The organism is Mucilaginibacter sp. P25, assembly GCF_050859465.1.
Taxonomy (GTDB): Bacteria; Bacteroidota; Bacteroidia; order Sphingobacteriales; family Sphingobacteriaceae; genus Mucilaginibacter; species Mucilaginibacter gossypii.
On sequence record NZ_CP193937.1, the window covers coordinates 4,398,350 to 4,421,443 of the forward strand.

General features: G+C 43.3%; 17 protein-coding genes, 1 other RNA gene and 1 pseudogene. 7 read left to right on the forward strand and 12 right to left on the reverse strand.

Going from position 1 to position 23,094, the window contains the following annotated elements:
• Positions 1 to 215: 215 nt before the first annotated feature.
• The 3 genes from ACRQ5D_RS22230 to ACRQ5D_RS22240 all read right to left on the reverse strand — a co-directional run bounded on the left by ACRQ5D_RS22230 (position 216) and on the right by ACRQ5D_RS22240 (position 865).
• Positions 216 to 416 (reverse strand): hypothetical protein, encoded by a 201-nt coding sequence (locus ACRQ5D_RS22230; protein WP_091176276.1) that lies wholly within the window; start codon positions 414 to 416, stop codon positions 216 to 218.
• 126 nt (positions 417 to 542) lie between these two features.
• A complete protein-coding gene (locus ACRQ5D_RS22235; RefSeq protein WP_432326629.1) occupies positions 543 to 710 on the reverse strand; it encodes a hypothetical protein in 168 nt (55 codons plus the stop codon).
• Entirely contained in the window at positions 707 to 865 is a 159-nt protein-coding gene (locus ACRQ5D_RS22240; protein WP_143020910.1) for a 1-deoxy-D-xylulose-5-phosphate synthase N-terminal domain-containing protein, read from the reverse strand. The genes ACRQ5D_RS22235 and ACRQ5D_RS22240 overlap by 4 nt, the downstream gene beginning before the upstream one ends.
• A gap of 465 nt (positions 866 to 1,330) precedes the next feature.
• On the opposite strand from ACRQ5D_RS22240, the gene ACRQ5D_RS22245 reads away from it, so the two are divergent.
• The 4 genes from ACRQ5D_RS22245 to ACRQ5D_RS22260 are packed head-to-tail and all read left to right on the forward strand — an operon-like array spanning position 1,331 to position 11,497.
• Positions 1,331 to 3,025: a hypothetical protein gene (locus tag ACRQ5D_RS22245; RefSeq protein ID WP_091176274.1), complete on the forward strand. Its 1,695-nt coding sequence runs from the start codon at positions 1,331 to 1,333 to the stop codon at positions 3,023 to 3,025.
• 4 nt (positions 3,026 to 3,029) lie between these two features.
• A complete protein-coding gene (locus ACRQ5D_RS22250; protein WP_432326631.1) occupies positions 3,030 to 7,535 on the forward strand; it encodes a carboxypeptidase-like regulatory domain-containing protein in 4,506 nt (1,501 codons plus the stop codon).
• Complete coding sequence (locus ACRQ5D_RS22255; RefSeq protein WP_431200436.1) at positions 7,532 to 9,478, forward strand: hypothetical protein; 1,947 nt, start codon at positions 7,532 to 7,534, stop codon at positions 9,476 to 9,478. The genes ACRQ5D_RS22250 and ACRQ5D_RS22255 overlap by 4 nt, the downstream gene beginning before the upstream one ends.
• 12 nt (positions 9,479 to 9,490) lie before the next feature.
• On the forward strand, positions 9,491 to 11,497 hold the full coding sequence (locus ACRQ5D_RS22260; protein ID WP_091176269.1) for a fibronectin type III domain-containing protein: 2,007 nt from the start codon (positions 9,491 to 9,493) through the stop codon (positions 11,495 to 11,497).
• Positions 11,498 to 11,803: 306 nt separating this feature from the next.
• Here the strand turns inward: ACRQ5D_RS22260 and ACRQ5D_RS22265 are convergent, their stop codons facing one another.
• From ACRQ5D_RS22265 to ACRQ5D_RS22305, 9 genes are all read right to left on the reverse strand, one after another.
• A complete protein-coding gene (locus ACRQ5D_RS22265) occupies positions 11,804 to 12,292 on the reverse strand; it encodes a hypothetical protein (RefSeq protein WP_091176266.1) in 489 nt (162 codons plus the stop codon).
• Positions 12,293 to 12,326: 34 nt separating this feature from the next.
• Positions 12,327 to 13,544: a glycoside hydrolase family 10 protein gene (locus tag ACRQ5D_RS22270; RefSeq protein ID WP_256337582.1), complete on the reverse strand. Its 1,218-nt coding sequence runs from the start codon at positions 13,542 to 13,544 to the stop codon at positions 12,327 to 12,329.
• The gene (locus ACRQ5D_RS22275) at positions 13,522 to 14,007 is read right to left on the reverse strand and encodes a carboxypeptidase regulatory-like domain-containing protein (protein ID WP_091176263.1); all 486 of its coding nucleotides are present in this window, start codon (positions 14,005 to 14,007) and stop codon (positions 13,522 to 13,524) included. The genes ACRQ5D_RS22270 and ACRQ5D_RS22275 overlap by 23 nt, the downstream gene beginning before the upstream one ends.
• Positions 14,008 to 14,077: 70 nt before the next feature.
• Entirely contained in the window at positions 14,078 to 15,361 is a 1,284-nt protein-coding gene (locus ACRQ5D_RS22280) for an N-acetylmuramoyl-L-alanine amidase (protein ID WP_256337581.1), read from the reverse strand.
• Between the two features lie 164 nt (positions 15,362 to 15,525).
• The gene (locus ACRQ5D_RS22285; protein ID WP_176844606.1) at positions 15,526 to 15,885 is read right to left on the reverse strand and encodes a BlaI/MecI/CopY family transcriptional regulator; all 360 of its coding nucleotides are present in this window, start codon (positions 15,883 to 15,885) and stop codon (positions 15,526 to 15,528) included.
• Positions 15,886 to 15,977: 92 nt separating this feature from the next.
• Positions 15,978 to 16,298 carry an Arm DNA-binding domain-containing protein gene (locus ACRQ5D_RS22290; protein WP_218134525.1) on the reverse strand — a complete coding sequence of 107 codons (321 nt, stop codon included), beginning with the start codon at positions 16,296 to 16,298 and terminating at the stop codon, positions 15,978 to 15,980.
• 278 nt (positions 16,299 to 16,576) lie between these two features.
• Positions 16,577 to 16,945: a transfer-messenger RNA gene (ssrA, locus tag ACRQ5D_RS22295) on the reverse strand.
• A 127-nt stretch (positions 16,946 to 17,072) separates the two neighbouring features.
• Positions 17,073 to 18,302: a pyridoxal phosphate-dependent aminotransferase gene (locus ACRQ5D_RS22300; RefSeq protein ID WP_091168391.1), complete on the reverse strand. Its 1,230-nt coding sequence runs from the start codon at positions 18,300 to 18,302 to the stop codon at positions 17,073 to 17,075.
• 135 nt (positions 18,303 to 18,437) lie between these two features.
• The gene (locus ACRQ5D_RS22305; RefSeq protein ID WP_091168388.1) at positions 18,438 to 18,836 is read right to left on the reverse strand and encodes a DUF1573 domain-containing protein; all 399 of its coding nucleotides are present in this window, start codon (positions 18,834 to 18,836) and stop codon (positions 18,438 to 18,440) included.
• A gap of 136 nt (positions 18,837 to 18,972) precedes the next feature.
• Between ACRQ5D_RS22305 and ACRQ5D_RS22310 the strand changes: the two are divergent.
• The 3 genes and pseudogenes from ACRQ5D_RS22310 (at position 18,973) to ACRQ5D_RS22320 (ending at position 23,067) form a co-directional block, all read left to right on the forward strand.
• A pseudogene (locus ACRQ5D_RS22310) lies at positions 18,973 to 21,405 on the forward strand (alpha-ketoacid dehydrogenase subunit alpha/beta).
• A 70-nt stretch (positions 21,406 to 21,475) separates the two neighbouring features.
• Positions 21,476 to 22,054: a nitroreductase family protein gene (locus ACRQ5D_RS22315; protein ID WP_091168381.1), complete on the forward strand. Its 579-nt coding sequence runs from the start codon at positions 21,476 to 21,478 to the stop codon at positions 22,052 to 22,054.
• A gap of 308 nt (positions 22,055 to 22,362) precedes the next feature.
• Positions 22,363 to 23,067, forward strand: coding sequence for a murein L,D-transpeptidase catalytic domain family protein (locus ACRQ5D_RS22320; RefSeq protein ID WP_431200844.1), 705 nt, complete (start codon positions 22,363 to 22,365; stop codon positions 23,065 to 23,067).
• Positions 23,068 to 23,094 lie beyond the last annotated feature (27 nt).

The following is a 23,094-nucleotide window of genomic DNA, read 5'->3' on the forward strand; positions in this document are numbered from 1 at the left end:
AAAAAGAAAAAACTTATAGATAAAAATAACCGGGAACATAATAATCCCGTTAATCCGAACCGATGAACCTAAACAAACACCATTATGCCCGATTGGGAAACTTTTGGACCACCGTTTCAGCATCGCCTCATAAGCACAACTTCCATTGCCACCGAAGTTTTTTTGACTTGTACTTCTCCAATTCAGTTACGTATGATTCGGCAGACTCACCGCTTTTATAATAATCTACCTACAATATCAAATAATTTCCAGTCTACATCGTCCCAGGTTCCTGATGAACAGGTCATCAGTCTGTTAAAATGAGAACGCACACCGTCGCAAATTTTAGCCAGTATCATATTCAGCCGTTTAGATGCTCCCTGCATCGCCGGGCTTTTTTCCTGACCATGAGGCGCTGCTCCTACATTAGTAATCATCCATGAAATACGTTCATTAAAGGCTTCTCCCGGGAAGGCTCTTTTGTTGAAAATAGTATATTCACAGCCCCGCTACAAAGACGGGATCGATGCTTTTTTCTAAGCTTCTCTGCCTTCATTGCCGCTTTATTCATGTACAAAATTGTTCATCGGCACGCGCATGCATCTTTCAGGGATTAAAAACACCATGTAGGCCGGCTCGGTAAGCAGCTTCGTCGCCACAACGAGAAGGGAAGTTTCTTCACCTTCTATACGCACTGCATTAACATGTAATTCATTTGCGATTATCGTCATATCATGTTTAACCAATTTGGGATTGAATGGTTCGACTGAGTGACTGCCGGGGATATGGAAGCGAAAGAATGACCGGTGCCCGATACATTACATTCACTGTCTTCCGGGCGAAGAAAACCGCTGATACCGTGTAATAATCTATTAGTATAAAAGATATTTTTTCTCCCCTTTTATATTTTATGAGAATAAGCTTGACGGTCCAATATCCCCAGCGAATTTGTCATTCGGTGTTTCGAAAAAATAATGTAGGCGGTAGCCCCGTACCTCTTGCTTCGCCAAAAGCCTAGGCCGGCATAGTGCGGAAGTGCGCCACTTGCGTCAAAATGTAACGAAAACGCAAGTATCTGCAACATACTCGAAAGAGATTCTTAGCCTCACCGTGTTTATTTGTAAAACGGATTTCGCATAACTGCGGACTGTAAAATCATAAACTATCACTATAAATATTATTAAAACTAACACCTATGAAACAGTTCACTAAAACAGTAATATATATCCCAAACGGCGATACTGCATTCTGAAAGCTATACGTAATAAAGCACCTTGTCACTCATATATCAATTTAACTCATTAACCGGCATTTAACCGGTTGATGAGTTGAAGTTATCAACCTAACTGCAATGAAAAAATACCTGCTGTTAATGGCACTTATTTACAGTGGATGCTGCAGCCTTCACGCTCAAGATCTTGAAAATATCGCTCATCAAAAGCCTGTAACCTTATCAGGCACTATCCAGGCTCAGGGTATTTTTTATAATGCAACGGGTATCCAGGATCGCCGTGCACCTTTTACTTACTATTTTTCGGGTAATCCGACTATTAGTTTTTACGGTTTGGATGTACCGCTGTCTTTCAGTTTCAGCGAGTCTGATAAATCATTCAGGCAGCCATTTAACCAGTTGGGAATAAGTCCTGCTTATAAATGGGTTACCGTGCACCTCGGGTACCGGGATATTTCTTTTTCGCCTTATACCCTTGGCGGTCATACCATGCTTGGAGCGGGTTTTGAATTAACCCCCGGCAAGCTGAGGGTGGGTTTTATGTATGGCCGGCTTAACAGGGCAACCACTATCGATACTACCACGCAGGCCCTGGTACCTTTCTCTTTTTCACGAAAGGGATATGCCGCTAAACTGGGTTATGGAACCGATCGTAACTTTTTTGAATTGAGTTACCTAAGCGCCAAAGACGATACCATCAAGCCAAAAGGTGTTACCCCACAGCAAGACTATATAAGCCCGGCCAGAAATGATGTGATGGGTTATACCTCAAGGTTTAGCTTTTTTAAGTATTTTATGTTTGAAAGTGACGGCGCGTTAAGTTTGTATACCAATGATGTCAATTCGCCAATCTCGCTTGATAATGGAAGCAGTACTTTATTGAATAAACTCCGCACTACCTTTGGGCTAAATGGTACATCCGAATACTACACCGCTTTTTCGGCGGGGCTTGGTTATAAAAGCCGGAACTACGGACTCAAACTAAAATATAAGCGTCTCGACCCAGATTTTCAGACTATGGGTGCCTACTATTTCAGCTCGGATTATGAAAACTGGACGGTAAGCCCTTCTGCAAATCTTGCCAAAGGAAAAATAAGGTTTAACGGTAGCTTGGGCTTTCAGCACGATAATATAAAAGATCAGAAACGAGCGACCAATCACCGGGTTATTGGCGCGTTTAACGCGGGCGTTGATATTACCAAATCACTGTCGGTAGATGCGGTTTACACCAACTTCTCCGATAATCAAAAGGCCCAAACCGTTTTATTTGCCGATTCGCTTAAGATTGTACAAACCACCCAAACCATCACCATCATGCCCCGGTACATGATCATCAGCACCGATGTGATCCATATGATCTCCGGCTCATTTACCCGTAATAGTTTAAATGACTATAACACTTTTTATAGTACCGATGCGGTATCGCGCAGCATAAAAACAAACCAGTATATGCTGAGCTACAATATCAACTTCACTAAAAGGATGCTGAGCGCCTACGTCAATATTTCGGATACCAAATTGAGTGGGCAGGGCATGAGCAACAGCTTCCGGTCGGCAACGGCAGGGGCAAACAAGGTCTTTTTTCAAAAACTGCAAACCGGCCTTAGCAGCACTTTTACCAGCAGCAAGTCATTAGGCGGAGAGGATACATTTATCATTAACGCTACCGGTAACCTGGGTTACCGGGTGGCTAATAAACAATTAGTATCCTTTAATTTTTTCCTTACCAATAACAAAGTGAAAACGGCAGGGCCTCAACTGCAGCCAAATTTTACAGAAACCCGCGGGGAATTAAGTTATCTACTAAGCTTTTAAGAACATGAAAAAACTGTACCTCTTTTTACTCATTTGTATTGCCTGGTTGCCCTTAAAAGCACAAGTAAGCGTGTCGATACAGATCTTGCCGCCCTATCCGCGTAAGATCACCGATTATGCATCGCAGCCTCAATTAATGGTGATCGCGGTCACCAACGTATCAACCAAAAGGCAACGGATCCAGTTACGGGGAACTATTACCGGCGATAACGGTGTGATACTTGCTGTAAAGCCAAATTACAAAAGTCCTGTAGCTATTGAGCTTGATCCGGGCCAAACCCGCAGCCTTAACGGTAATGACCTCAGTAAATTTTTTGATTATACCCAGGTGAAGTACACCGGTATAACCCAAAGTGAATTCATCAACAAAAATGGCTTGCCCGAAGGCAGTTACCGTTTTTGTTTACAGGCGTTTGATTATGATACCAATGCCGTCATTAGTCCAGATGAACCGGTAGGATGTAGTAACACGTTTACCATAAGCAGCCTGGAGCCGCCAACCATTATATCACCTATGGAGGATGCACAGCTATCCACAACCGGCGGGCAAATTGTTTTGATGCAATGGACAACGCCTCCGGGCACATCTCCGCAAATCATGTCGTCAGTAAGGTATAAGCTTAGGATGGTGGAGGTACTTGGTGACAGAAACCCCAGTAATGCACTTATGTCGGCAACGCAGCCTTATTTTTTTGAGAAGGAGGTTGTCGGCAACTCCTATGTCTATAATGCCGCCGATCCGCAGCTTACACCGGGGCGCAGGTATGCGCTTTTAGTAGAGGCCTTTGATCCCTTCAATAATACCCCATTCCGCAATAAAGGCAGAAGCGAGGTTCGGTCGTTTATTTATGGCGGGGCGCCAATTGTGAAGGTAGATACCAACTTAGTTAAAGAACAAGCCAAACAAAAAGCTCAATCGGTACAATACGCTACCAATACTATAAAAGGCAAGCTGGTATGGACTTTTAAGAAAACCGAAGCGCAGTACACTGGGTCAGCTGGTTTTGGCGGGGTATCGGCTGATATTCCTGCTCCGATAAATACGATAGTGAAGGCTACACCGCCGCCAATTGTATTAACAGGCGCACCTATACCAGGTCTCGCCTCAAGGCCGATATCTTCCATTTTAAAAACCTCTGTGTTTAATGCCCCTAATGTTTTAAATGATTCCAGGATAGCCGCAGCTGCGCAGGTAGATCCTACCTTGATACCTTATGTGCCTGTACAAACCACCGCCGGGTTGGGCGCAGGCGCTGTTATGACTACAACGGGCGGCACCAACCTCTCTTACAACGAGGACGCCATAGCTGTTGACAGTGCAACAGAGCGGTACGCACTGCCTAATGCAGATATCGTCATTAAAGGAGTTGTCGATCCAAACTGGAAAACGGATAACGGTTTTTCTACCACGACAGCGAGCACACAAGCCACAAATTACACGAGTGATTTTTCGTACCTGGGCATGTACTCATTTCCGGCAAGCAGTTTTGTAAACCCCATGTTCGATTTTAGTTTTGGTTTCCATTACAACTTAGATCCACCGCCGGTGGAGGAATTGATAGCTACCAGTAAAACCGATGGCGGAGGCAATTTCGCTATTGATTTTACACATCCCTCCTATATGGGGTTAGCTAAATACACCAAACTGATCATCAGTATAACGTCTGAAAATTTTGAGCAGAAAACCGTCGAGATCCCCATAAGTAAATTGGATTCAACGGGGATGCGTGATATAGGACAGATCCTTTTACTGGCCCGCACCCTGCGCTACACGCCAAAACTCACTTTAGACGACGTGGCCGATGCCAGCCCGGAAGATAAGATAGCTGTTGTACATATTTACCGGAATAAGATTGATTTTGAAAACGATCCTTACTTATACCAGGAAGGGAATATTCCTTTTGAATCTAAACATGCTGTAACTATAAACGGCCGTAGTGTGGTTGAAGTGTCGGTTGATAGTGTAAAAATGGGAACCGGTGGCGGAACACTAAAGTATGGTAAGCTGTTTTATGGCGGGCGTTTTTTAGTGGTTATTGAAAGCCATAACCAGCGTTTCAACGGTAAAACCACCGATCTGGAAGCGCATAACCTCAACCTTGCTTCTAATCTGGTACTTAATGTTAAAGCAGATTACCGGTTAACGGCCACGCCGGCATACGTATTTGGAGAGGTAAGAATGTCGCTGCCAACGGGTTTTGTACCGGTTACGGGTGCCATAGTTAAGATTGAATACAATACGAGCGATTTATTGAATCCCGGGCCACCACCGTTCACGGGTTCAGTAATTGATTATTTCAATAGGCAAGCATCAAGAACAGCTATCCTTCTTGGCGGCAATAATAACCAGCTGCCTGTTGTCAGTGGGGTTATCGCAAGGCCGTTAATACTAAACACGCTTTCACTTGGCGGTGCGCAATTTAACGGCCCGGCAACTATCCGCCCAATTCCTGCCATTGCAGGATTACCTACCGCACCCTCGCCTATATCGAACACTGTTGTAAGTAATGCGAATAAATCAACCATTTTAGCGGAGAGTGTTTTAAGCAAGATGGATGAACTGAACCTTGTAAAAGTTTTAACTGCTGACTACGGCCCCTATAGTGTGAAGACCGATTCGCTTGGCAGGTTCACGATCCCGAACTTGCCGCAGCTAAAAGATCGCGCGAGCTTTAAGGTAAAATTGATTAAAGTAAGCAGTGAATTTCAGGATCTCGAGGTAACACCCGATACAGTACAAACTTTCCAGGCGCTGGCCAACGGATCAAACAAGGAAGTGATATTCAGCATCAAACCGGATATTGTGAGTGTGGTTGGCCGGGCTATATCGTCAACAAAGCAAGCAATTCCAAACGCGCGTTTACACTTTGTTAACTCAACGGTTTATTTTAACTCGGGCGAGGACGGGCTTTTCCAGACAAGCTATTACCAGGGTAACCATAAGCTGATGATTGAAAAGGAGGGATACATTTCACAAACCATTGATGTAGTGATCCCTGCACCGTCAAAAGCAAATGCTAACCCTGCGCTTGGCAACGGCCTGGTGTTACAAAACCCGTCTAATGTGATCTCGACAGTCAACAGGGTAATTAATCCGGTAATTAACCCCGGCGATAATATCGCAAAGCTTAACCAGCTTAATGCTAATATTCTTACCGCCAATAGTATCCAGGCATCAATTAACAGGGGCTTTGTTTATAACACACGCATGTTTGGTTTTGCCGGGCCAACAGTGGCAAGTGCTACGTCACCGGCAATAGGCGATGTAAAGCTGATAACAAACGCGATAGTGCTTGACAATAGTACGCCTAAAATTGCATCGCCTATAGGTAATATGGTGGGCAATAACCCCGTACTAACCGGCCCTGTTACCGATCAGGCCTTTATCAATAGCCCGGCAATGAGGGCCTCGGCCATTCAGTTTGCCGACCTTTATTCAAAAAACCTCCATAATAATCCGCTGGTGCAGTCGGCGGTACGTACTATTGATCTAGGCGATTGCGGTAACCTGGTACGCCGGACAGGCAGGATAAGGTTTAGGATTTTAGACCCGAACGGTGCACTTGTAAATAATGCTACTATCACGCTGTTTGATACATCACACGTAGCTACAAACGGCGAATGGTATTACGAAGGCTTTGGAGGTAATGCCAAAGTAAGCGTAACGCCTCCAGGTGGTTCCGGACTGGTAGCTGTTGAAAATACAGTGATTGTTCAGGAAAACGGTATTGAAAGTCTCCAAAACATTACACTTGCTAAAGGTACCCTGGTTAGCGGTGTTGTTACCGCTGCCGGGAGCAATTTAGGCGGCGCTGTTGTTGAGGTTGAAGGTCAACCGTATCTTAATACCGTTACAGGGGTTGATGGACGGTATCAAATCAGTCTTCCGGCAGGAAAAACCTTCCTTAAAGCATCAAAATCTGGCTTTATATCTTTAACGCAAGAGGAAAACCTAACCTCCGAACCGGCTTCCGTTAATTTTACCCTTGGCGATGGCGGTGGTAAAAACATAAGCAAGTTACTGGGTTTTCCGGTGGCGCTGGATCAAATGACCCCCGATGGCCTTAATTCTTATCGCGTAACCGGTAAATTCAGTGATCTTACCCCGCTATTTTCAGTATTGAGCAGCCATGATAAAATTTCGTTGAAGTTTACTAACATAAAAGTTACGTTTGATGCATCAAATAATCCGATACCAGAGGGTAACAAGGTACAGACCGACGATACACAGCTCTCGCTTAAATTATTTAACTTTTTACCGCTGATACTTAAACCCGACGGAGAAACCCTGGTTGTTACAGGTACAACGGGTGGTAAAGGAGAGATAAAAGGCAAGCTGCAGTTAGATATGACCGGTGTAACCGACAGTCGGGGGTACCTGCTGGCCAAAAGTTATATACCGCAGTTAATACCTGACAACACCTCATCGCCCGAGGTCCCTGTTTTCAGCTCGGGCGGGGTGCCGTCGGCGCTTACCAAGCTGAAGTTTACGGGGGAGACACCGGCATGACCGATTGGGAGGCCGAAGTGTACGGTTTTAAAGCTAAAATAGCCTTCGCGGGCAGTTATGTTGATCAGCAGGGAATTCACATGCAAGGTTCGGTAAGCACACCTGATCTGGGCGTGATAAAAACTATCAACTTAAAAATTGAAGATTTTGTGCTGAACCCGCAATTGCAAATCAGTAAGTTGAAAATAGTGGCTACCGATCTGCCCAAACTATCCATCGGCAGTTGGGAAGCTTCACTGGCCTCACTGGTATTTACGGAAGACGGCTTCAATTTTGGCGGCAGCATTACGGTGCAGATCCCTAAATCCACACCATCTACCGTAAGCTTTTCAGACCTGCGCGTTGGTAAGGATATTTTTTATGGTGGCAGCTTTAAAATCCCCGATGAAGGCTTGAACCTCCTGAATGTAGTAAAACTGATGCCGGGCAGCACGCCGCTTAGCTTTGGTAAAGCACCGGGCTCATCAGCCTATAAACTGGCCGGATCGGGCAAGATCAAGTTTGATACTTTTATTACTAAAGAGATCAACCTGCCTGTTTTTGAAATACAAACCGACGGGCGGTTTATGATAGACGCGCCAACCGATTTCTCGGCCGATTTTGCATTTGCTAAATTTAAAGTGCAAAGCATCCAGTTTAACACTACCGATCAAATCCCTTTTATTGGTGTACAGGGCGAGTTTACGGTAGAAGTGCCGATGATTAAATTTACCGCGGGCGATATCCGCTTTAAAGCTAAAGTTGGCGGCGGCATTGAAGCTTCGGTAAGTAAGCTTGGTGCCACTATCGATATCCCGGTAATGAAATCAGAGATCGAGGTGGGGATCAAGGATAATGGTTTTGACGGCGCGGGGTCATTATCGATACCTGGTACGCCTATAAATGCCTCGGTTAACTTTCACTATTACAAGGTAACCGGAGGTATTGATGTAGGGGCAGCTTTCAGCGCCGGTACAGTAATTCCTGTGGGTATCATTACTATTGATCACGTAGGTGGTGGTTTCAACTACAACAGTGCCGAAAAGAAATTTAAAATAGATATTAACGGAGGATTATCATTTACCGGCACCAGTACATTGGTTAAGCTCGATCCTATAGGCCTAACGGTAGAGAGCGGCCCCGTTATAAAAGGTTATGCTACTGTACAAGTGGCCGATTACCTGAACCTGGCCCATGCCGATCTCGTGTTAGATATACCTAACCAATATTTTACGATAGGTATCATTTCAGATATTGAGCCGATAAAGGGCCTGGTAAAAGCGCATATCCAGGGCGATTTGGTGGTAAGCGGTAAAAGTACAGACAAGTATGTGTTTTTGGGATGCGGCATGGACCTTTCACTGTTAGGCCTGATCAACGCCCGGGCGGATTACGCCATGGCTATAGGCCTTAAAAACCCGCGAACCCGTACCGACAGGCTTTCGTATTATTTTGCCAATGCAGCGCCGGAGTATATCAATACGGAGTTTTCAGGGATCTACCTTAATAGTACCGCTTCGCTTGGCATCCCCGAAAATAGGGCTATTGGTTTTGATGTATACGTAGCCAGTGCCAGTGTATGGTTCTACACTGAATCGAAATCAACGCTGTTGCTCAATTTTGCCGAAAATAGTTACCTGCTTGGCTTATCAGGCAAATATGGCGGCGGAGCCAAAGCTTGCGCTATTGGTTTATGTGTAAGCGCCGGTTTCCAGGCTTGTTATAATATCCGGGGCGGTCGTAATGATACGGATGGCTGGTTCATTTCAGGATCTGCTGGTGGCCGGGCCGACTTTAGCATAGGCGGCTGTAGCCCGGGCTGTAACTCGATAGATACGTGCTGGGACTGGCCGCCGGCCGGGGCCAAAGTTTGCGCTACTGCGAATGTAGACCTCGGGTATACGCAGCACAGAGGACTTAATTTTGGTATCCACGTGGGCGGCGACCGTTCAGTATGCCCTTAATTTAAAAACAGTATGAAAAAATTTAATTTAATAATATTACTACTGATAGCGGCCACAGGTGTAAATGCGCAGCAAATACAAACCGGGGTAGTGGGCGGCCACCTGCTGCCGTCAGACAAGCAGGTGATCATTATGGTGAACGCACCGGATGCCGGTACCAAATCCCTTAATATTTTCAGAAAGTATAAAAGCTACGAGGTAAGCAAAGATCAAAGTGGAACAGGCAACTTTAAAAAACAGGCTGTGGTTACTTTTCCGGCTTCCTATTCCGAATTTAAAAAACGCACGGGATCATTGGTAGCTGATGAATTTAAGATCAAGGTAAAAGCCAGGGATGATGCCGAAGCCTGGGCCACCTTGCAAAGCGGCGATGTACAAAAAATTGGTTATTTTTTCCTTTCCAAAGAGTTTTTGGAAGGTATCGGGATGATGTGGACCGATACTGACATCAAAGGCAATTCGGCCGCTACGGTTTACCGAGTTTCGGGTATTGACGCTGCGGGGAAAACGGAGGTTATTTATACAGAAGCAGTTTCGGCGGTAAAGCGGGTGCCTTTCCCCAAGTTTAAATTGAACAGGGCTTTGGTTGCCGATAGTGTGGTTCAGTTTACCTGGTCGGTTCCGGCACCGGCTGCAAACCCTGCCGTTTTCGCATCGGTATATAAAAAATCTTCAATCTCAAAACGCTTCACTGTGGCCGCCGAACGTTTGATAGTTTATAACCGCGATGATAGTTTGCATGTTTATTTTACAGAAAAGATAAACCCCGGCGAATTGCTTACCTATTATATGCAACCTTATGATATGGCCGGCAACAAAGGTGCAAGTTCTGATCCCAGCAGCCATCTTAGCAAATCATTTAAAAGCATCGCAACCATTACCGGTCTTAAGGTTAAAGATACCACCAATGCGTTGTATTTAAGCTGGAACGCCTTGCCACGGCAGGCCGTTTACTCGGGGATCCAGATTCTTAAATCGCGCTCGGCGCAAAAGGAATTTGTTGTTGCAGATACGCTTGCACCAAACGCAGTTAATTACCTCGACCGCAAAGTGCTGCCCAATATGGTATATTACTACCAGGTGAGGCCTTTGCTGGTACCTTATCCGGGCTTTAAAATGCTGCCAACCGCTACCGCGAATGGCTCAATGCAGGTAAAAAATGAGAGGCCGTCAAAACCGGGCGGGCTAACCGCCAAACAGGATAGCACCCGGTTTATTGTACTTAGCTGGGATAAAAACCCTGAGCTTGATCTTTTTGCTTACTATGTGCTTCGTGGTACGTCTGCTAAAGATATGCAGGTTATTTCACCGCCAATCCGTGATACCGTTTACCGCGATTCGTTAAAATACCTGAACGGGGCAACACAATACATATATGCTGTGCAGGTAATGAACCTGGCGCAAAACATGAGCGATATATCCGCATCGGTAGGCATCCGTCCGTTAAAAGCCCAGTATGTAGCATCGCCTGCAGGAGTGCAAAGCCGCTGGGCCGATAGGGCTGTGAGCCTTAAATGGGAAAACACTGTTGCGGTGTATGACAATGTGATTGGCTATATCGTATTCCGAAGAGAAAAAGGGCAGCCTTTTTTTAAGATGATCTCAAAAGTGGAGCGCCTTCCGTTTTTCAGGGATACACTCGCTACGCCGGGCAAAACTTATGAATATGGTGTTACCTCCGTTGATGCTTTTGCTAACCAAAGTTTGCTGTCATCGCTTACTGAGCTAACAGTACCAACCTATGATTTTATCTCCCCGCCTTCGGATTTTTACCTGATCAACAAAACCGATGGCATTCAGCTTACCTGGCCTGGAAATGACAAGGGTAATGATTACGTAGTTTACCGTAAAGCTGTTACTGCGAAAAGCTTTAGCAAGGTATCTGACGTTAAAAATGCGGTTACCTACGTAGATAAAACCGTACAACCAGGAGTATTATACGTTTATAAAATAACAGCGATGCTTAATAAAGTGGAAAGTAACGCGGGGCAGGAAAAAGCCATCAGGCGGGCAAAGTAGTATAAAACTATTAATCGCAAAATATTAACAGATGATACCCTTTCTCTACGTCCCCTTTTTGGTGGGCGACTGTGATGATCTTCGTGATAACTATTTGTATTTATAGATATCTTTAATTATGCGGGTCTGCATTTGCATAGATCTTTAAATACAAAGTTCTACAACCTACGCATCGTGATGCTCCGAGATTATCTGAGTCGGAGTTGTTGTTTTTTCGATCAACAGATCACAGTGGTCAGTCATCTGGTCTAAGGGGCATTTAAATTCACCTATAATATATCTTATCCGAACGCCGGGACAAAAGGATCAGATGTTCGACTTGCTGATCCCTAATTTTTCCATCCGCGATTCAAGGGTGGTCGGCTTTAAGTTAAGTAGTTCTGCAGCCCCGTTCTTGCCTCTTATCCGGCCGTTGGCGATCTTAAGTATGGATAAGATATTTTCTCTTTCGGTCTGTTGCTGTAACCGCTTGATCTCTGAAAGTGTTTTAGGTAAGTGAAGTGTCGAAGGAGCCTCTATATGATCATTATTTTTAGTAGAGATCCTATCGGTCAACTGCCGTCCGAGCCCAAGCAAACTTTGACCATCATTGATGATCACAGCCTGCTCTATCACATTTTCTAACTCTCGTATGTTGCCGGGCCATTGACACTGCTGAAGTTCATCCATGGCCTTCTCGTCAATCCCGCGAAAAGGTTTACCGATCTTTTTACATAATTTCCAGGCGAAAAATACGGCAAGCAACAGGATATCATCTGTCCGTTCCCGAAGAGCAGGAAGCAGAATGGGAAACACGTTCAGGCGATAATAGAGATGAACATGTTTGATATTATTTGAATTTGATTAAAACAGGCATAGAACGCTCACTTTCATTCTTAAGCCTGTCTATCGCAGTAACAGCGTAGCGGTATGATTTTCCTTTGATTGTGCTTATATCTGTATAAGTAGTATTTGTGTTGTATTGAATATGGATAATTTTCTTAGGGTCTTCGATTTTTATCAATTTATCGCTTTCGTCAAAACGATAAATTACATAACCATATACAGGCTCATTATCAGTAGCGGGTAATGGTTGCTGCCAGGTAAGGGTTACTGCTCCGGCAGAGGAAGTAGCTGCAACCCCATTTGGCGGGTTCGGCGCTATAGAATCACGCCATAACATCACCGGCGGCAGCGCAGGGTAACGATAATAGTTATTTTTTAAAGAGTCGGTAAAGCCAAGCGGGTTTTTAATCAGTGAGTTTGAACTGAAATAAACACTGCCCTGCACCCGTGGATTTTTGCGCAGGTATTTAATCTGTTTGGGCAATTGAGATGGCTGTCTGAACCCGATAAGCTTATTTTCGATAATGCGGTAAGGCCCCTGCCCAATATATAAATGCCGTCCGTAGGTATTATTGCCCCACCAATCAACCAAAACATTAAAGGCAACCGAACGGTCGTTGAGCAAACGGTACAGCTGCGGGTTAATATAATCAACCCAACCTTCTTTTACCCATTTTTTGGAGTCGGCGTAAAGCTCGTAATAGGAGTCACCGCCACGTGTATCAGTACCTTCCGGGTTTTGATATTTATTGGCCCAGATACCCGAAGGGCTTGCGCCAAACTTTAACCTTGGATTATGCTGTTGAATGCTATCACTTAACATTTTAACCAGCCGGTTTACGTTATCACGCCGCCACTCCCTAATATCGGTAAATGCCGATCCGTATTTGGCAAATGTTTGCGAGTCATTGATTTGCTGCCCGGCTACATGGTAGGGATAAAAGTAATCATCGATATGGATGCCATCAACATCATAATTATCTACCACATCAAGTATAACCCGCACAATATATTCCCTTACCTCGGGGATTCCCGGATCAAACAACTTTTGGCCTGCATAGGTAAAAAACCATTCGGGTTTAATGTTGGTAATATGGTGCGGACTTAAAGCAGTATAATTACCATCCTTAGTTGCCCTGTACGGGTTAAACCAGGCATGTAGCTCCATATCGCGTTTGTGCGCCTGCTCAATAGCAAATTCAAGCGGACCGTATAAAGGCACTCACACCATTGTTTGAAAGCAACTGACTAACATTTACAATGGTCCGGTCTATTTTCTGTTCGGTATAAGGCTTTTGCCCGGTTCTGATCACAACCTCCTTTAAATCATTTTCGGCCATCTCCAATTTAATTTCGGATAGATTTATAGAGAGTTTTGTTGCATTGATAATCAGTTGCCCGATAGAAACTTCCTTGTAAACCCAATGTTTTATCTGCAGGGAATAAGTTCCGTTTTGCAGGTTTTTAAATTCAAAAACGCCGGACTGATCACTATGAACCACATTTTTATAAAGTGTGTCCTTTTGGCTTTTAAGGGTTATCCTTGTGCCTTCAATTGCTTGGCTATCCTTAGCGCTAACAATTTTTCCGCTGATGGTACCCCTCGCTGTTTCTGTTTTTCCACTACTTTGAGCCATTGAGTTTAGGCAAAGCAGTAGCAATAAGGCCGATAAAATCACCTTCATGGTATCTAATCAAATGTTTGGATTATTGCCGAAGCCTTATCAATCCTAAAATAAGGGTTGGGCTTAAATATTATTCTCCTGTGCCGTAAGCTACTATCGCATTGACAATTTTTTCGGCTATTTTATACTGGTTATCCGCTTTGGTGATATAATTAAGATCAGCAGTGTCTGTCATGTAGCCCAGCTCTAACAATACGGCCGGTGCTTTATTATGCCGTAAAATATACAGCGTATTATCGGGCGAGGTTTCGCTGATATCCATTTTTCGCCGGGTGTTTATACCGCTTAGCTGTTGTAAACTGGTTTTTAAATGGCCGGCCAATTTTTTATTTAAAGGATACAGTTCATTTTTATCTATGATCACCTCCATGCCATTGGTATGTTTGGTCCAGTAGCCGGGCGCGTTCAGGTGTATGGAAATAAATGCGTCCCCTTTATACACAACTCTGCCGCGCAGATCTAAGTAGCTGTCATCGGGCCGGGTTAAAATAGTGTGGATACCTTGTTTTTCGGCTACGGCTTTGATCTGATTGACAACCTCGAGGTTCAGATCTTTTTCAATATAACCTCCGGCACCAACCGTACCATACTGACTACCGCCATGGCCCGCATCCAGCACCAATACAAAATCTTTTTTCAACGCTTTGCCGTAAACCTTTTCAACCGAAATCCAATATCCATAAATGGCCAGTACAGGTACAATAGCCAGGTACCATAACTTTTTTAATGCATGCGAATGGGGCTTAAACAACATTACGATTCTACTTTTTGAACTGTAAGTGCTGAATTGGTTAACAAGGCCTGTAGATGACGAAGTAGATAATTTGAGGATTAATGAAGCATATTGTTTGGCGTTAAAAACATGCTTCATTAAATGGTCAACCTCAACTTCATGAACCTCGTTCAGGGCATTTGCAATGAGGTAAATGAAGGGGTTAAACCAGAAAAACGCTTTCACAAGCTCCATGTATAGGTTGTCCGCTGAGTGAAACAGGCGGGCATGTGTTTTTTCATGGGCCAATACCTGGGCTATTTCTGATGATGCTGTATTGCCCGGACTGATAAAAATGTAGTTAAAAAAAGATGCGTTATTTTTATACCTGTCCACCACCAGGTAATTTTCTCCGGATCTTACACCATGCTTTTTTACATGATTTATTATTTTCAATACGCTGAATGCCGTTTTAAAAATTATAGCAAAACAAATTGCGCTATACACGGCACCGGCAATTAATAGCCAGTTAATGGTGTTGTTTTGACGTGCAACGGGCTGTAAATATTCCTTTTCGGGTGCGGTGGTCTGAGTAACAATTACATTCTGAGTTGTTGGGCTAACAGGAAGGGGTTCCCTCACTTTAATGTGTATCGCTGGAATTATTAGACTTATTGTTACAGTGAACAATAAGTAAAACCGGGTTATTGAGAAAAACGTTAGATGCTTTAACACCAATGGATATAGCATATAACCTAAACCCATGCAGGCACTTGCGCCGATCAGATAGTTAAATACATCCATAGCTATTGTTTATCGATCATTTTCTGGATCTCTTCAATATCTTTTTCTGATAGGGTTTCTTCTTTCACCATAAACGATAGCAGCGATTGCGCCGAGCCGTCAAAATAATTAGTGATCAGCTTGGTAAAAGAGTGTTTTCCATATTGTGCTTTGGTAATAAGCGGAAAATATTCGTGGGTTTTTCCGTAAGCTTTGTGACCAATGTAATTTTTAGTTTCCAGGAGCCTCACCACAGACGATATCGTATTATATGGTGGTTTTGGATCATCAGGCAAATGTTCAATGATATCTTTCACAAATGCAGATTTCAAATCCCATAAAACCTGCATGATCCGTTCTTCGGTCCTGGTCAATTCTTCCATAATCAAATTTATAACTTATTTTTCAGTTATGTAACTTGTTTTTCAGTTTTAATGAAATTGTTGCTTAGTCAATATCGGAGTTACTTTTATGGTTATACGGCAATTATTTGTTCTGTTATTTTGTTATACTTCCTCTTCAATGCCATCATGCGATCTTTAAAGGTTTGCGCGGTAATGGGGATTTTCCGTTCGATCATTTCCCGATAAACTTCATATGCTTTTTGCTCAATTGTCTTCAGGTGGCTGTTGACAGATCGGGCATCATCAGTGTTTCCCATTACTTTTTGGGCGGCAGTAATCCTTTTATCAGGAGGGGCATTTCGCTTAGTTGCAATCTCAACTCGCTCACTATCAACAGTTATCCATAGATAAATAGGGGCGTTTCCATTGGGTAACGCCTTTGTTCGTTTCATCTGAAACAAAATGGCAAAAGATTTTGTCATTTTCAGGTCTCTAAAGGGTTAAAAAAATCAGTCCTTTAAACAGCGGATTTTAATGAGTTGATTTCATATAACAAATTGAAATACAATAAATTATAGAGTTTCCAGAGACCTAAGGTAAGAAACTTGTCGAGGTCTCCGAATAGGTCTCCAGAACGTTGCGCTATTTTGACATCTTTAGAGTTTGAATTCATAAAAAAAACGCTATAAAACCGAGTTTTATAGCGTTTTGATCTTCTTTAGACCTGTAAAAGTGGAGCCGGAGGGATTCGAACCCTCGTCCAAACATGGTATAAGGTAAGCTTTCTACATGCTTAGCTTCTGTTTAATTGTAGTGAAGGGGAAGGTCAGCCGCTTACCTGTACCGTCTTCCTTAGGTGCTTTATCTTACCCGCTTATCACACCCTAAGCAGGCCAGTTTCATCTTTCGATGCCCCGGTTGCCGATCCGATGAAACGGAAAACCGGCGGGACAAAAGCTATGCTAATTCTAAATTAGGCAGCTAAGGCGTAGTTATTTTCGCCATTTGTAAGTTTGAGCGTTCAGATTAAAGCGCTAATTCACCCAACGCGCTGCATGCTTACCTACTTATCTCCATCCTGTCAATTCCGGTCGACCCCATTTTTTAGTTTGTATTAGCCGGTAGGCAGTTGCAGTAAAGCGGTTACAAATATACGGAAATAGTTTGCAGTTTTAAGCAGTGGTTTTCCATTTATAAATTAAGCGACTGCCTGCTACAACCGCCTGTTACAAACTGCCAACTGATAATTGCTCACTGCTAACCGTCCTGCCCGGATAAACTTTCAATGCTTCATCCAAACAAATCATCGCTTTTTCAAGCTCGTTGTTATTTAAAACGTATGCCATACGCACTTCATTGAGTCCCGCGCCCGGTGTGCTGTAAAAGCCGGTGGCAGGGGCCATCATCACGGTTTCGTTGTTGAGGCTGAAGCCTTCAAGCATCCATTGGCAAAACTTGTCGGCATTGTCAATAGGCAGTTTGGCAACCACATAAAAAGCCCCGCCGGGATTAGGGCAATAAACGCCATCCATTTTGTTTAATGCACTAACAAGTGTGTTACGCCTGCTGGTATATTCTTTATTTACAGCTTCAAAATACCTATCCGGAGTATCAACGGCAGCTTCGCCTGCAATTTGTTCTACCATGCCTGCGCTTAAACGGGCCTGGGCAAATTTTAAAGCTGTGGCACGCAACTCTTTATTTTTAGTGATCAGGCATCCTAACCGGGCACCGCACGCGCTATAGCGTTTGCTTACTGTATCCAGTATTACAACGTTTTCTTCAAGCCCATCCATGTGCATCGGTGATATAAATGAACGGCCATCATAGCAAAACTCGCGGTAAGCTTCGTCCGAAAACAGGTACAGGTCATGCTTTAAAACCAATTGCTTCAATGCTTCCATCTCTTCTTTTGAGTATAAATACCCGGTAGGGTTGTTAGGATTGCATATGATGATGGCCCTGGTTTTATGCGTTATTAGCTTTTCAAATTCGCTGATAGGAGGGAGCGCGAAACCATTATCAATGTATGACAATATAGGCTTAACCACAACATCGCCCTGGCTTGCAAATCCATTATAATTGGCATAAAAAGGTTCAGGGATGATCACTTCATCGCCCGAATCAAGGCAGGCCATCATGGCAATAGTAATTGCTTCTGAGCCTCCAGTGGTAACAATAATATCCTCGGGAGTAATATTATAATCCAGCTTGTTATAATATTCAGTAAGCTTTTTGCGATAGCTTAATGTACCTTCGCTCGGGGTATAAGCCCAAACCTTAAAATCAATATTTTTAATGGCATTCAGCATGCCTTCGGGTGTAGCAATATCGGGTTGGCCGATGTTGAGATGATACACCTTTTTTCCATCCTGCTTAGCTTTATCAGCGTAAGGTGTTAATTTTCTTATCGGTGATGCGGGCATCCGTTGCCCTTTTTCAGATATTTTTGGCATCCTGCAAAATTACTAAAAATCAAAATACTGTTTTGTAAAACCTTTGTAAACGAAAAAAGACCCGAAACCGGGTCTTTTAAATATTATTTTTAAATATCCCGGTTGATATACGGGATATTTAAAGCATGTAATCAGTTATTTGCTCGCCGCGGGTTTAGCTACTACTTCACCAACAATGTTCAAATATTTTTCGGGTGTTACTGCGTTTGATTTAACTACGATAGTTTTGTTAAACGGAGCAGCAGCAGCAGCATTGTAAGTGATCTTGATCATGCCTTTATCACCGCTTTTTACCGGTGTTTTAGTGTAATCGGCGATGGTGCAGCCGCAGGTTGGCCTTACTTCTGTTAAAATAAGCGGTTCTTTACCAATGTTGGTAAATTCAAACACAGTAGTAACGGGAGTGCCTTGTGGTATTTTACCAAAATCATGCTTTTCTTCGTTAAATTTAAACTCAGCTTTTCCGCTATCTTGTGCTGATGCGGTGAAGGCAAAGCCTAATATTACAGCGCAAATCATTAATATCTTTTTCATACGTTATATTTGATTATTACAAATATAAAAGGTTTAATGTAATTACAAAACTATTACTCAAACTCGGGGTTTTATCTGTTAGTTTGCTTAATACAGAATAGAATTTTATACTTTTACCGTCTAAACAAAATTTTATATGCCTGAAACTACAACACGCGCTACCAGTAAATTTAATACTGCCGAGCTCAGTTTTGATGATTTCAAGAAGATTGTTATTGATGATTACCGCATTGGTTATGAGAGCCGTCAGGCCAGTTTAATAGGCCGCAGGGAAGTGCTAACGGGCAAGGCAAAGTTCGGTATTTTCGGCGACGGTAAAGAGGTTGCGCAACTGGCGATGGCCAAGGCTTTCCGCGCCGGCGACTGGCGCGCGGGCTACTACCGCGATCAAACTTTTATGTTTGCTACGGGCATGAGCAATATGAAAGAGTTTTTTGCCCAGTTATATGCTAACCCCGATATTGAAAAAGATCCAGCCTCTGGTGGCAGACAAATGAACTGCCACTACGCTACGCGTTTTGTAAATACTGATGGCAGTTGGGTTAACCAGGCCGAAACAATGAACAGTTCGTCGGATATCTCAACCACTGCCGGACAAATCCCTCGCTTATTAGGTTTAGCTTACGCGTCAAAGCTATATCGCCAAAATAAAGAACTGGATTACCTGAAACAATTTTCGGTTAATGGTAATGAAGTTGCTTTTGGCAGCGTTGGTAACGGCGCTACATCCGAAGGTTCGTTTTTTGAAACTTTTAATGCAGGGGGTACTGCAGGTACCTATGGCCATCTCTATTTGGGATGACGCTTATGCTATTTCGGTGCCAGCGAACCTGCAAACCACCAAAGAAGATATTTCTGAAATATTAAAAGGCTTTCAGCGCGAAAACGGAAGCAACGGTTACGAGATCTTTAAAGTGCGTGGCTGGGATTATATAGCCCTTTGTGAAACTTACGAGCGTGCCATTAATATTTGCCGTGAGGAACATGTGCCTGTACTGATCCATGTTACCGAAATGACCCAACCACAGGGGCACTCAACTTCGGGCTCACATGAGCGATATAAAAGTAGGGAACGCCTTACCTGGGAAGATGAGCACGATTGTTTGTTAAAAATGCGCGAGTGGATGATTACATCGGCTATCTCGACCGAAATAGAACTGGAAGAGCTTGAAGCTGAAGCGAAAAGGTATGTACGCGAATGCCAGCGTGAGGCCGCTAATGAATTGGCAGTCGTAATAAAAAGCGAAATAGAAGAAGCTGCAGCATTGATCGAAGCCTTTGCCGAAACAGTACCGGGTAAAAAAGAAGCAATATCAGCATTATCAGTTGGTGTGCGCTCCAGTATTGATGCCGGGCGTCGCGAAATCTTTTCAGCCATCCGCAAAACATTACGGTTAACTACTACCGAAAATAATGTTGAACGCCAGCTTTTAACAGAATGGTTAAAAGTTGAGAAAGCAAAAAATACGGAACGTTATAACTCAAAGCTTTTTACCGGAACTCCTGAATCGCCTCTGTATGTTCCTGTTGTGCCCGCTATTTATAACGATGATGCAAAGTTATTGGACGGAAGAGAAGTATTGAACGCAGCTTTCGACGCTAATTTTGCGCGCGATAAAAGCATCGTTGCATTTGGCGAAGATTTGGGTGCGATAGGCGATGTTAACCAGGGTTTCGCCGGTTTACAGGCAAAATATGGCGAAATCCGCATTACAGATACGGGCATTCGCGAAACAAGTATCATAGGGCAGGGTATGGGCCTTGCTATGCGCGGCCTAAGGCCAATCGCAGAGATCCAGTACCTTGACTACCTGATCTATGCCATAACCATCATCAGTGATGATATAGCAAGTTTAAGTTACCGTACTATGGGCGGGCAAAAAGCTCCGCTTATTATCCGTACCCGGGGCCATCGTTTAGAAGGGATCTGGCATTCAGGTTCGCCAATGAGTGTTATTCTAGGGTCGATGCGCGGCTTTCATATTTGTGTGCCCCGTAACATGACCCAGGCAGCAGGTATGTACAATACGCTGTTAAGGGGGATGAACCTGCGCTCGTAATAGAATGCCTGAACGGTTACCGCTTGAAGGAAAAGTTACCTGCCAATGTCGGCGAATTTACTGTACCGCTTGGTAAAGCCGAGGTTTTACGCGAAGGCAACGATATTACGGTTGTATCTTATGGTTCAACGCTGCGCATCGTGCAGGAAGCATCGGAAGAGCTTGCAGCAATGGGTATCAATATCGAAATTATCGATCCGCAAACTTTGTACCCTTTTGATACAGAGGGTATTTGTGCTGTTTCGTTAAAGAAAACCAGCAAGTTACTTGTAGTTGATGAGGATTTACCGGGAGCGGGTTCAGCTTATATCCTGCAAAAGATAATGGAAGGCCAAAATGGCTATTATGCACTTGATGCCCAGCCAAAAACGCTTACCGCAAAAGAACACAGACCGCCTTATGGTTCGGACGGTGATTATTTCAGCAAGCCTTCTGTTGATGATGTTGTTGAAACCGTTTACGCTATGATGAATGAGGCTAACCCTTCAAAATATCCCGCTATTTATTAATAACATAACTACAGGTTGTTGAAATCAGTGATTCATAATCCCGTTTTCAACAACTGCTTTTTATCTGTTTATGGACAATACTTTTTTAACAGTCGCCGAGAATATCAAAACCCGCCGTACCGTAAAACCAGCCATGATGAATGGTCATAAGGCTCCAAATGGTCATATCGCTGCACTTCTGGAACTTGCCGACTGGGCGCCGACACATGGTTTCACCGAACCCTGGCGCTTTATTGTTTATGAAAACCCCGATCAGTTTTGTGCCGAACATGCCGAAGTTTATAAACAGAGTGTATCTGCCGAAGAATTTAATGAGGCTGCATACAATAACCTGAAAACCCTTGGCAACAAAGTTTCGCATGTAATCATTACGATAATGCAGCGCGGCGATTTGCCTAAAATACCGCCGTTCGAGGAAGTTGCAGCTGTGTCGAGCGCTATTCAGAATATCCTTTTAGGTGCAACCGCCTTAAATATGGCCTCCTTCTGGAGTACCGGCGGTGCTATCTTGAAACCCACTTTTAAAGAATTTTTGAATTTGCGGGATGAAGATAATGTAATGGGCGTATTATATCTTGGTTATGCCGACCAGTATCCCGAAGGTAAACGCACTATTCCGCTTGAAAATAAAATTAAATGGGTTAAATAAATTTAATCTATAACCTTTCCTTTTTTCGCTCCGTATAAGAATTTAAAATATTGCTTATTTTTAAATTTATTTTCATTTTAGTAAATATATCATATTGCTAATTTGGATTTCAAGTTTTAAAGTATATTTTTGTATTAATCTGTTAATGGCAGGTTAACCTTTTATCCAAACCCTGTTACTATACCCTAATTAATTAAAATTAAATTAAACTCAGGCAAGCGTATGAGGAAACATTTTTTGTGGGTTACTATGGCGATCTTTTTCCTTTCGGCAACAATTTTAAGCTGGAGATCGGATGGTGCAAATAGATCAGTGAGTGTAAAGAAAAAAATGTAGCGTTTACAACAAAGGAACTATTTGAGCAATACGTTAATAATTTATACGAGGCAGCGCGCCTTAAGGAGGCCGGTTTAGCTTTCAACGTATTTGAAAAAGCGGTTACTGGTTATACCAATTTAAAGCTTTCACATTTAGTACCTCAAAGCAGTGAGGTGCTTACCGTGGTTGATTTCTCCAAATCAAGCCGTGAAAAGCGTATGTGGATTATAAATTTGTTAAACAAGCAGTTGGTGCTCAATACATGGGTTGCACATGGATCAGGCAGCGGTCAGGAAATGGCAAATCATTTTTCGGATGCTAACGATTCACATGAAAGTAGTCTCGGATTTTATGTAACTGATAAGGTTTATAATGGTAAACATGGCCGTTCACTATACCTTGACGGTATGGATGAAGGCTTTAACGGGAATGCCCGTATGCGCAGCATTGTTGTACATGGCGCTAATTATGTTGGGCCGGCTGCTATCAATGAGCAGGGATATATCGGCAGAAGCTTTGGTTGCCCTGCTGTATCGCCGAAAGTGGTTAATAAAGTTATCAATACCATTGCCGGCAAAACCGTTTTATTTATTAATGGAAACGATGAGTCGTACTATTCAAAATACCTGGATGAAACGGGGCCGCTTAACTTAATGGCGAGCACCGATACGTCATTCAATTTTACAAAGTTTTAAATCCAACCCAACTATAAACCAAATCAT

Excerpts from the sequence above, each read along its gene's own strand:
- ACRQ5D_RS22300 (WP_091168391.1), bottom strand. The coding sequence starts at position 18,302 with ATGCCAAAAATATCTGAAAAAGGGCAACGGATGCCCGCATCACCGATA.
- ACRQ5D_RS22290 (WP_218134525.1), bottom strand. The coding sequence starts at position 16,298 with ATGAAACGAACAAAGGCGTTACCCAATGGAAACGCCCCTATTTATCTA.
- ACRQ5D_RS22315 (WP_091168381.1), top strand. The coding sequence starts at position 21,476 with ATGGACAATACTTTTTTAACAGTCGCCGAGAATATCAAAACCCGCCGT.
- ACRQ5D_RS22255 (WP_431200436.1), top strand. The coding sequence starts at position 7,532 with ATGACCGATTGGGAGGCCGAAGTGTACGGTTTTAAAGCTAAAATAGCC.
- ACRQ5D_RS22260 (WP_091176269.1), top strand. The coding sequence starts at position 9,491 with ATGAAAAAATTTAATTTAATAATATTACTACTGATAGCGGCCACAGGT.
- ACRQ5D_RS22250 (WP_432326631.1), top strand. The coding sequence starts at position 3,030 with ATGAAAAAACTGTACCTCTTTTTACTCATTTGTATTGCCTGGTTGCCC.
- ACRQ5D_RS22235 (WP_432326629.1), bottom strand. The coding sequence starts at position 710 with ATGACGATAATCGCAAATGAATTACATGTTAATGCAGTGCGTATAGAA.
- ACRQ5D_RS22245 (WP_091176274.1), top strand. The coding sequence starts at position 1,331 with ATGAAAAAATACCTGCTGTTAATGGCACTTATTTACAGTGGATGCTGC.
- ACRQ5D_RS22275 (WP_091176263.1), bottom strand. The coding sequence starts at position 14,007 with ATGAAGGTGATTTTATCGGCCTTATTGCTACTGCTTTGCCTAAACTCA.
- ACRQ5D_RS22285 (WP_176844606.1), bottom strand. The coding sequence starts at position 15,885 with ATGGAAGAATTGACCAGGACCGAAGAACGGATCATGCAGGTTTTATGG.
- ACRQ5D_RS22230 (WP_091176276.1), bottom strand. The coding sequence starts at position 416 with ATGATTACTAATGTAGGAGCAGCGCCTCATGGTCAGGAAAAAAGCCCG.
- ACRQ5D_RS22305 (WP_091168388.1), bottom strand. The coding sequence starts at position 18,836 with ATGAAAAAGATATTAATGATTTGCGCTGTAATATTAGGCTTTGCCTTC.